Raw genomic sequence first — 14,040 nt, 5'->3', positions numbered from 1 at the left:
ATGAAGTATTATTACACTGTAGTTGTATTTTTGATTTTGACGTTTTTTTCTTTTAATGCTTTTTCATCTGATATTAAAGATGAGCAAAGTGTTGTATTAATTTCTCTTGATGGTTTTAGGTGGGACTATATTGAAAAGCATGACGCTAAAACCATAGCTCAAATTGCCAACAAAGGTGTCAGAGCGAGTCATATGCGTCCTGTTTATCCTACAAAAACCTTTCCCAACCACCTCTCTATTATTACGGGGTTGTTGCCTTCTAACCACGGCATTATTGATAACTACTTTTGCAATAAGCGCAGAGAAGCGTGTTATAAAATGGGTAATGGGCTGCAAGATAGCACTTGGCTAAATGGCATACCGTTATGGAACCTTGCTGAACTACAAGGTGTAAAAGCGGCCACTTATTTTTGGCCGGAGTCAGATGCGCGTTTTAATGGCAGGACACCGAGTTATTATATGCATTACTCAAAACACGGAAGTTATCAAAAACGCGTTGATCAAATCATTGCTTGGCTACAATTGGAAAGCACACAAAGACCAAAGTTTATTGCCGGGTACTTTTCACTTGTCGACGATATGGGACATGATTTTGGTCCAGATGCAAAAGAGACTTACGATGCAGTGCAGGTCGTTGATAAATTAATAGGACAACTCTGGACACGATCGCAAACAGAAGTAGCGCATGATGTAAATCTTATTTTGGTGTCCGATCATGGCATGGTCTCGGTAGAGCCAAACAAAACAATTGTGCTTAGCGAGCTTGATTTTGACTTTGACGATTTTGAAGTGAAAAACGGGACTACGCGGGTACATTTATACAAAAAGCCACATTCAAACGTTGATATTGCACAACTCAAAAAGTATTTTTCGAAAGTCGGAGGTAAGCGTTTTGAGGTGCTGAGTCATGATATATTGGAAGAAAGGGGCGTTGTGATCGACAATACCACCGCAGAGATTATTATCGAGGCTACACCGCCTTATGCATTTGGTACAAATAAGCAGATTACGTCTAAAGGTGCTCATGGTTACCCTTACAGTAAAGACATGGCTGCGATGTTTGTTGCGCATGGTCCCGCTTTTAAACAAGGTGTGAAGCTATCGGAGGTGAATAACCTTGATATTTACCCAACAATTGCAAATATCTTGGGCCTAAAATTATTGTCAAAGATTGATGGTGATGGCAAAACATTGACGCCGGCGCTAGTAAAATAACTCACTCATTCAAATAGTATTCTCGGCAGCAACTGGGGGAATTCACATCTTTTACACATAGCGTATATTAGAATTGCTGCGTCTTAGTCGTCGGTCAAAAAGTAAATAACAGAGTGTTTTAAAATGAAATCCTATGCACTTTTTGACCGTTAACTTCTAGAACAGTGGGTTTGTCGCAATTAGCACGTTCGGTAGATTCATTCATAGTATCTTACTAAAAACAATTATCATTTGAGGTGTAAAAATGCGCTGTATGTCTGCATCGGTATCAGCATTGGCCACATTCCTATTACTAAGTTGGTCAACAGCAACTTGGAGCGCGCCAGTAGAAGTCGCGGTTTTTGAAGCCCAGGATCTTCAATATAAAAATAAACTGGTGCTCAGTGGCACGGTAGAAGCAAAACAAAATGCAACACTGGCAAGTTTAGAGGCGGGTGTTGTGAATGCCCTCTTAGTTGAAGTGGGTGATGCCGTAACCAAGGGGCAGGCGCTACTGAAGCTTGACCCAACTTTGGCTCAATTAGAATTAGAACAAAGTGAGGCTTCTGTTTCAGCTGCTAAAGTTGCTTTGCTGGAAGCGAAGCGTCAATTGGAAGAAGTAGAGTCTCTTTCTAAGAAGCAATTTGTTGCTCCTACATTACTGGCTGAACGCAGAGCTGGTGTGGCAGCCGCTCAAGCTGAATTAGCAAAAGCGGGAGCGACATTAGCCGTTAATAAAGAAACCTTAAGAAGACAAACATTATTCGCGCCTTTTTCAGGCATTGTAATGAAGCGAGATGTGGACTTGGGAGAGTGGGTTACAACGCAAACGCATACTCTGACACTTGTATCTGCCGACGAGTTGAGACTCAGTGTCGCCGTGCCTCAGGAGTACATTCGCGCGTTTTCAAATAGCATGGTAACAGAATTAGACATTCAACCTGACAATGAGCAGAGCACACTGATTAAAGGGCACATTCAGGCAGTGGTCCCAGTAATTAATGCATCAACACGGAGTTTTACAGTTCACGTTAAAGTGCCTGCTCAGGCTGGCTTTGTGGCGGGTATGTCAGCTCAAGTTGGGTTTGTGCTTCCAAATACAGGTATGCGAGCGGTGTGGGTGCCTAAATCGGCGCTGAAATATCATCCAGACGGTGCGCTGAGTGTTTTTGTCGCAGATAACAATAAGGCGCAAAGGCACACGGTTAGAATTCTCGAGCAACGTGGTGAGCAAGTCATGATTACAGCAGTTTCTGGTAATAACGATGTGTTGACCACGCCAATTATTGTGACTGCGGTACAACTGCTCAAAAATGGCAGTGAGATTGTGGTTAATAAGGGCTGAAGAAGATGATAGAAAGCGCCGTTAAACGCGGTACTCTAGTTGCCGTAATCTCTTTAATTGTCTGTATATTGGGTTTGGTCACGGCACTGAAAATCCCTGTGCAGATGATCCCAGATCTCGAAGTGAGAACCATCACCGTGCAAACAGGGTGGCCAGGAGCTACTCCGCAAGACGTAGAAAAAGAAATTTTGGTAGAGCAAGAACGTTATTTGCGAAGCTTACCGAACTTGAAGCGCATGGTGTCCTATTCACAAATGGGCTCTGCGAGAATTGAGCTTGAGTTCCCATTTGGTGTCGATGTGAATGACGCGCTTATTCGCGTAAACAATGCGTTGAGCCAAGTGCCGAGTTACCCTGAAAACGTCGACCAACCTAGGCTCTATTCCAGCTCATTTTCCTCTAACGCATTCATGCATTTTGTTTTAAAGCCGCAGCAGGGCAATCCCTTAGATCTTGACGTTGATATGCTGAGAGACTTTGCTGAAGATTTCGTGCGACCACGCATGGAAAGTGTAACGGGAGTGTCTGAGGTACGTGTTGGTGGTGGAGCCGCCAGACAGGTTCAAATTAATGTTGATCCTAGCCGCTTAGCCCAGCGAGGATTAAGTGTTACAGACTTACGGAGTGCAATTAGAGCACGTAACCGCGATGCCTCAGCTGGTGACATCGAAAGTGGTTCTAGCCGTTATTTACTGCGCATGGTGGGTCGCTTTGAGCAATTAAATGAGTTGGAAGATCTAATTATTTCTGAACAAGGCGGCATTACAACTCAACTTAAAGACGTTGCGGTTGTTTCTTTAGATCACTTTGAGCTACGAGGTATTTCCTACTCCGATGGTGAACGTACTTTGAGGCTGTCGGTAAGACGTGAAAGTGGTTCAAATGTTATTGATATCAAGCAACAATTGCTCCCGGTTATTGAGCAAATAAACCAAGAGTTACTCGCGCAGAATGGCCTTGAGTTGCTGCTGATGAGCGATGATGTCCAGTATGTTGAGAGCTCCCTAAAAAATGTATGGACGAATCTAGCTTTGGGTGCTTTGCTCGCCACGCTCGTTATGTTTTGGTTTTTACGTTCGGGTCGCGCAACACTTGTTGGCGTGATAGGCATTCCTATTTGTACCGTTGCAGCATTTTTGGGATTAATGCTATTCGACAGAACGATTAATGTTATCTCATTAGCAGGAGTTGCCTTCGCGATTGGTATGACAGTCGACAACACCATTGTCGTGCTTGAAGCAATTGTGCAAGCAAACAGACGTGGCACGAGTAAACTGCATGCAGCGATAAAAGGGGTGAAGGAAGTTTGGCCTGCGGTGCTCGCTTCAACAGCGACAACGGTATTGGTATTTGCACCTATTTTATTTGTTGAACAAGAAGCAGGTCAGCTTTACTCAGACATCGCAATAGCGGTTTCATCTGCAATTATTGCATCCATGTTAGTGGCCATCTTTATTGTACCGACCACTTTGGCAAATCTGCCTAATCGCAAAGAAGAAATAAAAACCGTTTCTCTTTCAAAACGTTGGCTGGGGTTAGTGGCGTTTTGTGTTGCGACGAGAACACGGGCAACGGCTATTACCGCTGGATTTGTTGTGCTAACTTTGGGCGCGGCTTATACACTTATGCCAGCCGCTGAGTATTTGCCTGAGGGTGAGGAACCAAAAGCATTTTCAATGATGATTGCACCGCCGAGTTATAACTTGTCCGAAATGAAAGAAATTGGCGATGAGTTGCGGGTTTACTTTAATGGCCATGTTAATGCGTCCAGCGACGCGTTTGACAAGGGTGAAACGGATATGCCACCGTTGGCGTATTACTCAATGTCGGTGTCTATCGGCCGCATTTGGTTTTTAAGTGCACCCACGGATCCCAATAATATCCAAGCAATGATGGATGCAATTACAGCTAAGTTTAGAAGCTATGACAATATGCGTGCTTTTTCGGCTCGAGGTTCAATTATTTCTAGCAACGATGGCGGTACACGTGCTGTAGCGGTAGATATTGCAGGCAATAACTTAACTGATTTATATCGCGCAGCAGAAGCTGTATATCAGCAAGCACAGGTTACGTTCGACAACCCTCAAATTAACTCTGATCCTCGCGCATTGAGTTTAGATCAACCGTTGATCGAGATAAAGCCAAAGTGGCAGCGACTGGCTGAGCTAGGCATCAGCCCCAATGAGTTTGGTTATACCATTTCATCGTTGAGTGATGGCGCCTATGTCGATGAATTTATTCTCAATGATGACAAGATTGATATGTTCATCTTTAGCCATCAAAAACAGCAGCAAACTATAGAGCAACTGGCAACTTCGCCAATCGTAACCCCTTCAGGCGATGTTTTACCGTTGAGTGCATTAGCTGATCTGGTAGAAAGTAAAAATAGTGACAGTCTTCGCCGCGTCGATGGTAAGAGAACGGTGACTGTTTATATTATTCCTCCTAGAGACGTTGCACTTGAAACCGCGGAAGAAATGGTTAGAACAGAGTTGTTACCGACACTTTGGCAACAGGGCAAAATTGCACAAGGTACTAAGTTATCAATTAGCGGGGCTGCGGATCAATTAGAAGCGACTCAGGCATCCTTATCGAGCAACTTTATTGTGGCCTTGGTACTGAGTTATCTGCTGCTAGTTGCGATATTTACGCATTGGCGCTATCCACTGTTTATTTTAGCCACTGTCCCTTTGGGCATGGCTGGTGGGCTACTTGGTTTGATATCCGTAAACGGTATCAACGCGCTGCTTGCCAACTTTGGCATGACCCCGTTTCATCAACCGTTTGATATGATCACCATGCTGGGCTTCCTTATTTTGTTGGGAACAGTGGTCAATAATCCAATTTTAATTGTGGACCAAACTCGTAAGTTGATCGTCGATCAGGGTATGGAAGTGGTCGCTGCGGTGAAGCAAGCGGTCGCCACACGCCTCAAGCCTATACTCATGTCTACGGCAACCACCTTGTTTGGTCTTGCGCCTTTAGTGCTTATACCGGGTGATGGGACGGAGCTCTATCGCGGTGTTGGTATAATCGTATTATGTGGCATAGTGTTCTCAACGTTCCTAAGTTTAACGTTTTTACCCGCGCTATTGGTGAGCGTACTCGGTAACAAGCGAGCACACTAAAATGATAAAGGAGCCAAGGGCTCCTTTGTTTTGGCACAAAAGTAACGGAAGTCACCATGAAGTTAAACGCCATACGGATCCCATGCACAAACCTTGGCGAATCTGTCGAATTTTACCAACATCAATTAGGGCTTAAGTGGGCTTTTGGTGGGGTAGTTGATGCTGTAATCGGTTTTAAGCTAGGTGAGATTGATTTGATTTTGGAACCTGAAGAAAAGGGGGAGTTTGAAGCAAGTCGGTACTTGGGGTTCAGTGTAGAAGTTACAAATATTGATGTGTTTTACCAGCAAAAAAAAGCGCTGGGCATTTGTTTTACTGGCATGCCAGAAATACAACTTTGGGGCGCAAAGATGACTCATATAATTGACCCAAGTGGAAACAGCTTTTCAGTAATAGAAATATGTAATTAAGTGAGCAAGGGGCTTGTAGATTACAGCCCCAATTTTTCAAAAACTGCGATTAATAAGCGATGCCAATACGTTTATTGATATGCTCACCTTTTTCGATTTCATCTACAAGGGCGGTAGCATAATCGGCAACCGAAATGCGACTATTCCCGTCATCATCTAACAATAATTGCTCGAATCCAACACGGTAAGCTTGCATTTTATCTCCAGGAAAAATCTCGGCTGCAGGGCTGATATAAGTCCAGTTTAAAGGACTTTGTGTCGATTTAAACACTGTAAGTGCCTGACTTTGTGCAATTGCCTCATCTTTGTATTCTGCAGGAAATTCTGGGGTATCGATCAACTTTAAGTTAGGGGCGACTTCTAATGAACCGGCGCCACCAACCCAAACCAAACGCTCAATACTGGTATTTGGCAGTTGCGCCAATAGCGTTGAAGCTGTGTTAGCGACGATTTCATGATTTCCAAGCGCTCGTCCACCGATAGCAGCAACAAAAATTGTTTCATCAGAAATAATGGACGATAGGTCTTGGTCATGGTTATTTAAGTCAAAGCTTTTCACCGTCACACCTGACGTATCGTACTTATCCGAATTGCGAACTAATGCAGTAACTTCATGGCCTCTAGACTTTACCTGAGCAACAATATGGCTGCCAATCCAACCTGAAGCGCCTAAAACAACGACTTTCATAATTTTTCCTCTTTTATTGAACTATGTTGAGTTGTGCTCAGATTAAAAGAAAACTAATATGAGATAATCACCATTAATTGATGCATATTGTATCTATAATTGAGCTAATATAATGGACCGAATTACAGCGATTAAGAGTTTTGTTGAAGTAGCGCATTTGTCTAGCTTTACTAAAGCCGCAGAGAAGCTGGGCTTGAGTCGCTTGCAAGTATCACGTCATGTTCAAGAATTAGAGCAATGGTTAAAGCAGCGTTTACTACATCGTACAACACGAAAAGTAAGCTTGACTCAACAAGGTGACAAAGCCTTGATACGCTTTGAGAGAATCTTAGATGAGGCCAGCGCATTAATCGCGCAAAGTTATCAAGATAAAACTGAACTAGCTGGCACTATAAGAATCACAAGTCCAATTGGGTTCTCACAGACCATGTTGATTGAGGCGGTCAGTCAATTTATCGCACAGCACAAAGGTGTCAAAATTGATATTCATGCCAGTGATAGCTTTTCTAACCTTGTTGAAGAACGAATTGATATAGCGTTGCGTTATACAAACACACCTGATGAAAGCTTAATTGCTCGACCGCTGATGAAAATTGGGGCTTGTTTATGTGCCTCCCCGCAATACCTAACTGAGCAATCTGAGCCTATGACACCAACAGATTTACTCAACCATAATTGCTTGGTACATCTGGCCAACGATACCTGGCAGTTAGTGCGTGGAGACGAAGTGCATGAGGTTAAAGTGTCAGGATCTTTGGTATGTAATGACGTTACCACCATTGTTGCAGCAGCGATCAATGGAAGTGGTGTTGCTCTATTGCCCTATGATATTGCGCGTAAATACATTAAAGAAAATGTGTTGGTTCCAGTACTTGGTAACTATCATATCAATAGCAGCCAACTATGGGCTGTATACTTGTCGCGCAGTTACCAGCTTCCCGTTGTGAGGGCGTTTATCGACTTCATTGCGGATATGTGGCAAGACGACATTGAGCCAGCAACTTATACTGATGGTACAGCACGTACTCATTCGAATTCGTCATAAATCAATCGTGGTGAAAACAATAAAAAGCGAGTTTGAATGATCCTGCTGCTACGTGATTAATGGCTTTGTTTTTGTACACACAGACAATACGTTTTCAGCCATCACCTATCTCTACATTACGGTGCTTTGCCAATCAAAAATGGGCTCTTAAGTTTAACGATATTCTAAAAAAAGCGTTCGAATAGCCCCACTTTACTTAATTCGTCCAATTTAACGGTTTTTATAAGTTTCTGATATTTATGCTTATAAAGTTGAGTCTTTGTCTTTTTGTATAAAAAGGTGTGAATAGGCCCAGTGGAACGACCTTTATCAAGAGGGGGGGTAATATTGCTCTCAGTTTCCACATTTATGAAGGCGGGCACAATGGAAAGAACAGCATTAGGTATGTATGAAGCCACGACAACAAAAGACATAAAACACACAGACGCTAAAACGAGAACGTCATTAAAAGCAGCAAATCAAGGGTTAAAGTATTCTACTGCGTTTTGGTTTGTAGCCGTGTTAGCGGGTCAGTGGTTTTTCTTTTACTACATAATCGCATTTTATGGATTTTCGGTAATTAATGACAATATGGAGATTTGGAATCGCTGGGAAGTTTTTGGAAAAACGCCCTATAAGGTAGGAGATTTCGCTGGTAATTTAGCTTTTGCTGCGCACGCGATAGGTGCAGGTTTCGTTGCATTTGGTGGGGCTTTACAGTTATTGCCGCAAATGCGTCGTTATTTTCCTAAGTTTCATAAAGCCAATGGCTACCTTTATCTTTTAACCGTATTTGCACTCTCTGTATCTGGCTTTTACTTGGTTTGGATAAGAGACCAAAACCCCATTACTTTAGACGGTGTTGGAACAAGTATTAATGGTATCTTGATCCTTACATTTACATTCTTCTGTGCACGCACAGCCATTAAAAAAGATATTCGAAATCATAGAAAATGGGCGGTGAGGTTGTTTCTTGTTTCAAATGCACAGTGGTTTTTGAGATTGGGTGTCTTTAGCTATCTTGTAACTGGCACGACGTTGGGCCTAGACCCAAAATTTGGCGACCCATTTTTTCCAATGTGGACCTTTGGTTGTTTTGCGATTCCTTTGGCCATGGCCGAGCTGTATTTTCTGGCGGGTGAAACGAAACGTCCTTTAATAAAGTGGATAGCGTCAGGCTGCCTATGCATGCTAACGGTGCTCATGTTGGTTGGGATGCTAGGGTTTACACCTTTCTTAATCACGGTCATGTCGGGTGGCAAAATAGCCCTTTAGTTTCTGTTGTTCAATATGGCCTAAGGCAGTTAAACACGCTTTGGGCCATTTGAAATCAAGCGTTCGCTTTCGCTCAAAATAAACAGCGAGCTAAGCGTCACTACTTTTAGTCCTTTTTTTATCTGCATCAGCTTGCTTTACGGCCTCCAAATAGCGACTTTCTATAAACTTATTCTCTTTTGATAAGTGTTTGATTTTTTGTTTAGCGTGATGAAGTTCTTCTTTAAGTGCCTCGGTATTGCCGCCTTCTTGCTGTGGAAGGTCAACCGAAAGTTGGTCAATGAGCTGGTTTTGCTCTTCTATTTGCCTTTCATACTGCTGCACGATGGCTTGTATTTCTTGGTCATTGGCAGGGCCGGAAGACTGGTGTACGGTTTTAATTTCAACTTTAAGCTGTTCAATCTCTCTCTGTAGGCTGCTGTTTTGTTCTTGTAAGTTACCGACCGACTGAAATTGGTCTTCGAGTTTTGATTTCGCGTACTTGAGTTTTTTACCACTGACGTCTAGATCGCCTTTCAAACGTCTAATTAACTTATGGGAGCGCGATAATTTTTTATTCAGTTCATTGATTGAAGCTTGTTCTTCTTTAGTTATGTGATCTGCGGTTGAAGCGCGTATTTGAGCAAGTTGGTTTTCCAAGTTTGCTTGAACATGCAGTAGTTCTGAAATAGTTTGTTCATGCTGGATATTAAACTGGCTTGCTCTATCGACCGAATCTTTACATAGCGCCATGACTTCTTCTGACCCCGCATTTGTAGTCTGACCTGACATGAATATTCCCGCGAATTTACGGAATTCCCGCAAAATCAATAACAAGATATAGAACCAAGCTGCGAGTATAAGCAGCCCGAAATTCAGGGCAATATATTGGTAAACTTCAATTGGAAGCATGCTCAAAATTCTTCGCTTCATTTATTATCAATAAGATAAGTTTAGTTTTAGTACAAAAATCTGCCTATACTGAATATGAAAATTTAATTTCGAGGTGTATGTGAAGGTTCTGATAGTTGACGACAGCCATGCGACCTGCGAAATCATCCGGCGTGCACTTCAACAGTTTGAATATAGAAAATTATTCGTGTCATGTGCGAGCTGTGTTGATGATGCGCTGGCCTTGGTGAAAGATTGGCAGCCAAATATTGTGCTAACAGATTGGCAAATGCCCGAGAAAACAGGTATTGATCTTGTACAAGCTGTGGTAGATGAACATCCAGAAATTCCCGTGGGCATGATCTCGACCATTGATGATGAAGAGCAAATCTCCTATGCAAAGTCGTTTGGTTGCGCGTTTTTTTTGTCGAAGCCATTTACAGATGACGAGTTATTGGATGCTATTAAACCATTAGTTTTGGAATTAGAAGCTCAAGAGTTTATTACCGAACAAGAGGTACCACTAAAAGATGGCCTAGCTTTACCAAAAACAGATGCACTTGAACGATTAATGCAAAAGAACATCAGCGATAGTTTAACGTTAAAGCCCATACGCTCTCAGGTGCTAGATGAAAGCAAATTGCCTTGTGTAATGGTGGTTTATGCTGAAAGAGGTAGTCAAAAAGTACGCGTTATCGGGGTATTGGACGTGTATGCGGCATGTGTGCTAGCAAGCAGCGTAAAAATTATACCGAATGAAGAAGCGTTACAAGCAATTCATATGAATCAAATCAATGAAGAGATTATGTCTGCATGTGAAGAGGCTTTGAGCAAAACTGCGTATGCGTTTTTAGACAATCAAAGTAAGATGAGTTTGTATGTGAGAAGCTGTAAATGTGTCTATAGCATTCACCCCAAACTTGAGCTTCTATACAAATATCCATTGGACAGCCGCATGGATTTAAGCTGTGAGAGAGAAGGCATGGCGCAAGGGAAAATGCTTATCGTGGGCGTTTGATACCTTAACTGGGTCTACTGTATATCCTACCAACCAGAACATTTCTGGCCTGAAGTTTAAAGTGACCATAAATGATAAACCGGAGAAAGCATAGTGATCTTAGAGCGATCACTATGCGGTGATGTTTAATCCACTATTGCGTGGCTTTTCTCGCTCTAAAATTACGGCCCTTCATTTTGCCTTCTGTAATCATTTTCAGAGCTTTATTTGCTACTTTTCTTTCTACTGCAACGTAAGAAGTCATGGCTGTGACTTTAATTTTACCGATTTGGGAACCGGGTATGGTTTTGTCCGCTGTAAGTGCGCCTAAAATATCGCCAGGTCTCAGCTTTGCTTTTTTTCCACCATCAATTTGTAATGTTACCATGGGCGCGCGTGCTATTTGGTTGTTCAGCACATCATCAGCGGGTAAGTCATTTGGCTCAATGCGCTTATCTAAGTAGTCTTCTAGTGCATTAACCTTGTGAGACTCTTTATAGCTCATCAGTGAACACGCGATACCTTTATTACCAGCACGGCCAGTTCTACCGACGCGGTGAACATGGACTTCTGGATCATGCGCAATATGATAGTTAAGCACCATATCGACATGGTCAACATCAATACCTCGTGCTGCAACATCAGTTGCAACCAAGATGGTTAAACTTTTGTTGGCAAAACGCACTAGGGTGCGGTCTCTGTCTTTTTGTTCCAAGTCACCATGCAATGCGGCACTGTCGAAGCCTAGTTGTTTGAGGCTATCGCATACTGTTTGGCACTCTGCTTTGGTATTACAAAATATAACGGCAGAGCTTGGCTGGAATTTTAAGAGTAGTTTTTGTGCGGCATCCAAGCGCACATCATTACTCTCAACTTCATAAAAGTACTGCTCAATGGAAGCATGATCGTGTGTGGCAGTCACCGTAACTTTTTCGGCATTGTCCATAATGTGCTTTGCCAGTTGTTCAATTTTTGGCGGGTATGTAGCGCTGAAAAGTAAGTTTTGGCGATTGCGAGGGCAGTGTTCTAAGATACACTGTATTGAGTCCTCGAAGCCCATTTCGAGCATTCGGTCAGCTTCATCAAGGACAAATGTATTTACTTCATCAAGACACAGCCTACCTTTTCGTAAGTGTTCCTCGATTCGACCAGGCGTCCCAACAATGATATGAGCACCATGCTCCAATGAACCAATCTGAGGCCCCATTGGTGCGCCACCACATAGCGCTAACACTTTGATATTATGAATTGCACGCGCAAGTTTTCGTATTTCAACCGCAACTTGGTCCGCCAATTCTCGGGTAGGGCAAACGACCAGAGCTTGCACGCGAAAGCGTTTAACATTGAGGTTATGCAACAAGCCGAGAGAAAATGCAGCGGTCTTACCTGAACCTGTTTTCCCTTGTCCGATAAGGTCAATGCCAGTCAAAATTTTGGGCAGTGTCTGAGCTTGGATTTCAGTCATGGCGGTATAGCCAAGAGAATCAAGGTTGTCCAATAGGGCGTTCGAAAGTGGTAAAGTTGAAAATAGCGGCTGTGACAAAACAAATATCATCTTTTGTGGAATAAAAGCGGATTATAACATGCGCGCTAGAGACTGAGTATCTTTGAGCCAGTTAAATTAAAGCGAGCCTTTACAATCTTCAGTTGTCTCTTTTTACTTGAGGGAAAGTAAAACTCAAAACGGTTCATATTGGCGATTGTTCAGGGATCAAAAGCAATAAATCCGTGTCGCCAATGTTTACACCTGCTTGATAAAGTAGTGCAGACACCTGACCCCGATGGTGTGTTTGATGATTAAAAAAGTGTTGGACTAAGTGCCCGAAATTTTTGTTAAAGTGCGCTCCTGTTGTGCTTTGATAAGCTAAAGTAGCGTTAAGCATGTCGTGAGTAAGCTCTGAAGCAAACTCTTCAATGAGCCTGTCCATTTTATAGCGAGCTTGCATTAAATCGTTAAAATGAGGGTGGATTACTTGATTAAGTGCTTTTGGGTACTCGATACACTTCATATATTCAAGTGAAGGCAATGGGGTAGAGTGGTTTGAAAAGCGTTTAAGCCAAATGGTGTCGCCGACAAGAATATGGTTTAGGGTAGCTATAATTGAACCAAAGAATGCCCCACGATCTTTCTCTAACACCGGTTCTGGCAGTGTGTCAGCGGTTTCGTAGATCTTTTTATTCATCCATAAGTTGTATTTCGCCAAAAGTTTAAAATGTGACAATTGCGACATAACTTCCTCTTCTTTTCTGTATATCTAAGCCCGCAGAGATTTATAGTATATAACCTAGAAATATATTTTCTAAGTTTTAGTGATATTAATTAGTCAGAAAGTGGTAAGTGGCAAAGTGGATATGATTAAGATGATATTTACATTTAATTGTTTTTTTATAGCGCAGTCTTGCTGCGCTATATTATTAACCTTATTGAAGGTTAAATGGTAAAGAAGAATGATGTAAATTGATTTTCAGTTTACCATCTTTGCCTTTAATATATCCGAATGAGTATTCTACCTTTATCTCTTCGCCATTGGTTTTAGTAAAGTAGTAATTACCCATCGACATCGCTGAATTACCGTCGGTAATGATCCCTTCGTTTTCCCAACGTACTTTTGTATAAGGTGCCAATGCAAACCCTTTGTCTTCAGCAAGGTCTTGACCTACAAAATAAGATAAAGCTTCTTTTTGTGTACCACGAAACTGGTCAACCGAAGCTAAAGTTGGCTTGAACAAAACTTGACCTTGGCCAAAAGCATAAAACTCTTCTAAGTGTTTTACTGCTGCTGCGCGTGGGTCTTTTGCTTTTCCAATTTTTACAATGCCTTCTCCCCAACCTTTTTGAGCTGCTTCTACTTCAACAGTAGAAATAGAGTCAGCATTGGTAGCAAAAGTGCTAAAAGAAGCCGCAACGATTGACAGGGCGATTAATTTTTTCATTAAATTTCTCCTTATTAATTAAATTAAAATTACATTTTTTATAAAAATTAACTCTCTGGCTTAATATAAAATCAAATTTAAGATTCTAGGTTAGTATGAAATAAGGTGATTGCCTATAGCCTAGTATTTAAAACTCGGATACATCTAAAAAGTTATTCCAGCTGATGTTTTGCGC

At 42.1% G+C, this 14,040-nt stretch carries 12 protein-coding genes; 7 read left to right on the top strand and 5 right to left on the bottom strand.

Features of this window, described 5'->3' with window-relative positions:
• The 4 genes from A7985_RS10800 (at position 1) to A7985_RS10785 (ending at position 6,077) form a co-directional block, all read left to right on the top strand.
• Positions 1 to 1,215, top strand: a complete 1,215-nt coding sequence (locus tag A7985_RS10800) for an alkaline phosphatase family protein (protein ID WP_065790458.1) — start codon at positions 1 to 3, stop codon at positions 1,213 to 1,215.
• A 244-nt stretch (positions 1,216 to 1,459) separates the two neighbouring features.
• Positions 1,460 to 2,539 carry an efflux RND transporter periplasmic adaptor subunit gene (locus A7985_RS10795; RefSeq protein WP_081310513.1) on the top strand — a complete coding sequence of 360 codons (1,080 nt, stop codon included), beginning with the start codon at positions 1,460 to 1,462 and terminating at the stop codon, positions 2,537 to 2,539.
• A gap of 5 nt (positions 2,540 to 2,544) precedes the next feature.
• Positions 2,545 to 5,667: an efflux RND transporter permease subunit gene (locus tag A7985_RS10790; protein ID WP_065790457.1), complete on the top strand. Its 3,123-nt coding sequence runs from the start codon at positions 2,545 to 2,547 to the stop codon at positions 5,665 to 5,667.
• Positions 5,668 to 5,723: 56 nt separating this feature from the next.
• The gene (locus tag A7985_RS10785) at positions 5,724 to 6,077 is read left to right on the top strand and encodes a VOC family protein (RefSeq protein WP_065790456.1); all 354 of its coding nucleotides are present in this window, start codon (positions 5,724 to 5,726) and stop codon (positions 6,075 to 6,077) included.
• Positions 6,078 to 6,126: 49 nt separating this feature from the next.
• Here the strand turns inward: A7985_RS10785 and A7985_RS10780 are convergent, their stop codons facing one another.
• A complete protein-coding gene (locus tag A7985_RS10780; protein ID WP_065790455.1) occupies positions 6,127 to 6,765 on the bottom strand; it encodes an NAD(P)-dependent oxidoreductase in 639 nt (212 codons plus the stop codon).
• Positions 6,766 to 6,877: 112 nt separating this feature from the next.
• Here A7985_RS10780 and A7985_RS10775 point away from each other — a divergent pair, with 112 nt between their 5' ends.
• Complete coding sequence (locus A7985_RS10775) at positions 6,878 to 7,810, top strand: LysR family transcriptional regulator (RefSeq protein WP_065790454.1); 933 nt, start codon at positions 6,878 to 6,880, stop codon at positions 7,808 to 7,810.
• A 363-nt stretch (positions 7,811 to 8,173) separates the two neighbouring features.
• Positions 8,174 to 9,064 (top strand): DUF2306 domain-containing protein, encoded by an 891-nt coding sequence (locus A7985_RS10770; RefSeq protein ID WP_065790453.1) that lies wholly within the window; start codon positions 8,174 to 8,176, stop codon positions 9,062 to 9,064.
• A gap of 90 nt (positions 9,065 to 9,154) precedes the next feature.
• Here A7985_RS10770 and A7985_RS10765 read toward each other — a convergent pair whose 3' ends face one another.
• Positions 9,155 to 9,835, bottom strand: coding sequence for a chromosome partitioning protein ParA (locus A7985_RS10765; RefSeq protein WP_247684619.1), 681 nt, complete (start codon positions 9,833 to 9,835; stop codon positions 9,155 to 9,157).
• 220 nt (positions 9,836 to 10,055) lie between these two features.
• On the opposite strand from A7985_RS10765, the gene A7985_RS10760 reads away from it, so the two are divergent.
• On the top strand, positions 10,056 to 10,952 hold the full coding sequence (locus A7985_RS10760; RefSeq protein WP_065790451.1) for a response regulator: 897 nt from the start codon (positions 10,056 to 10,058) through the stop codon (positions 10,950 to 10,952).
• 133 nt (positions 10,953 to 11,085) lie between these two features.
• Here the strand turns inward: A7985_RS10760 and dbpA are convergent, their stop codons facing one another.
• The 3 genes from dbpA to A7985_RS10745 all read right to left on the bottom strand — a co-directional run bounded on the left by dbpA (position 11,086) and on the right by A7985_RS10745 (position 13,865).
• Positions 11,086 to 12,486: an ATP-dependent RNA helicase DbpA gene (dbpA, locus tag A7985_RS10755; RefSeq protein WP_211032311.1), complete on the bottom strand. Its 1,401-nt coding sequence runs from the start codon at positions 12,484 to 12,486 to the stop codon at positions 11,086 to 11,088.
• 133 nt (positions 12,487 to 12,619) lie between these two features.
• A complete protein-coding gene (locus A7985_RS10750) occupies positions 12,620 to 13,162 on the bottom strand; it encodes a DinB family protein (RefSeq protein WP_065790450.1) in 543 nt (180 codons plus the stop codon).
• 190 nt (positions 13,163 to 13,352) lie between these two features.
• On the bottom strand, positions 13,353 to 13,865 hold the full coding sequence (locus tag A7985_RS10745; RefSeq protein ID WP_065790449.1) for a hypothetical protein: 513 nt from the start codon (positions 13,863 to 13,865) through the stop codon (positions 13,353 to 13,355).
• Between the last annotated feature and the right edge of the window lie 175 nt (positions 13,866 to 14,040).

The sequence above is a fragment of the Pseudoalteromonas luteoviolacea genome, from assembly GCF_001696455.1.
Taxonomy (GTDB): Bacteria; Pseudomonadota; Gammaproteobacteria; order Enterobacterales; family Alteromonadaceae; genus Pseudoalteromonas; species Pseudoalteromonas luteoviolacea_C.
The sequence above is the reverse complement of the archived record's forward strand: the minus strand, read 5'-3'. Positions and strand labels throughout refer to the sequence as shown.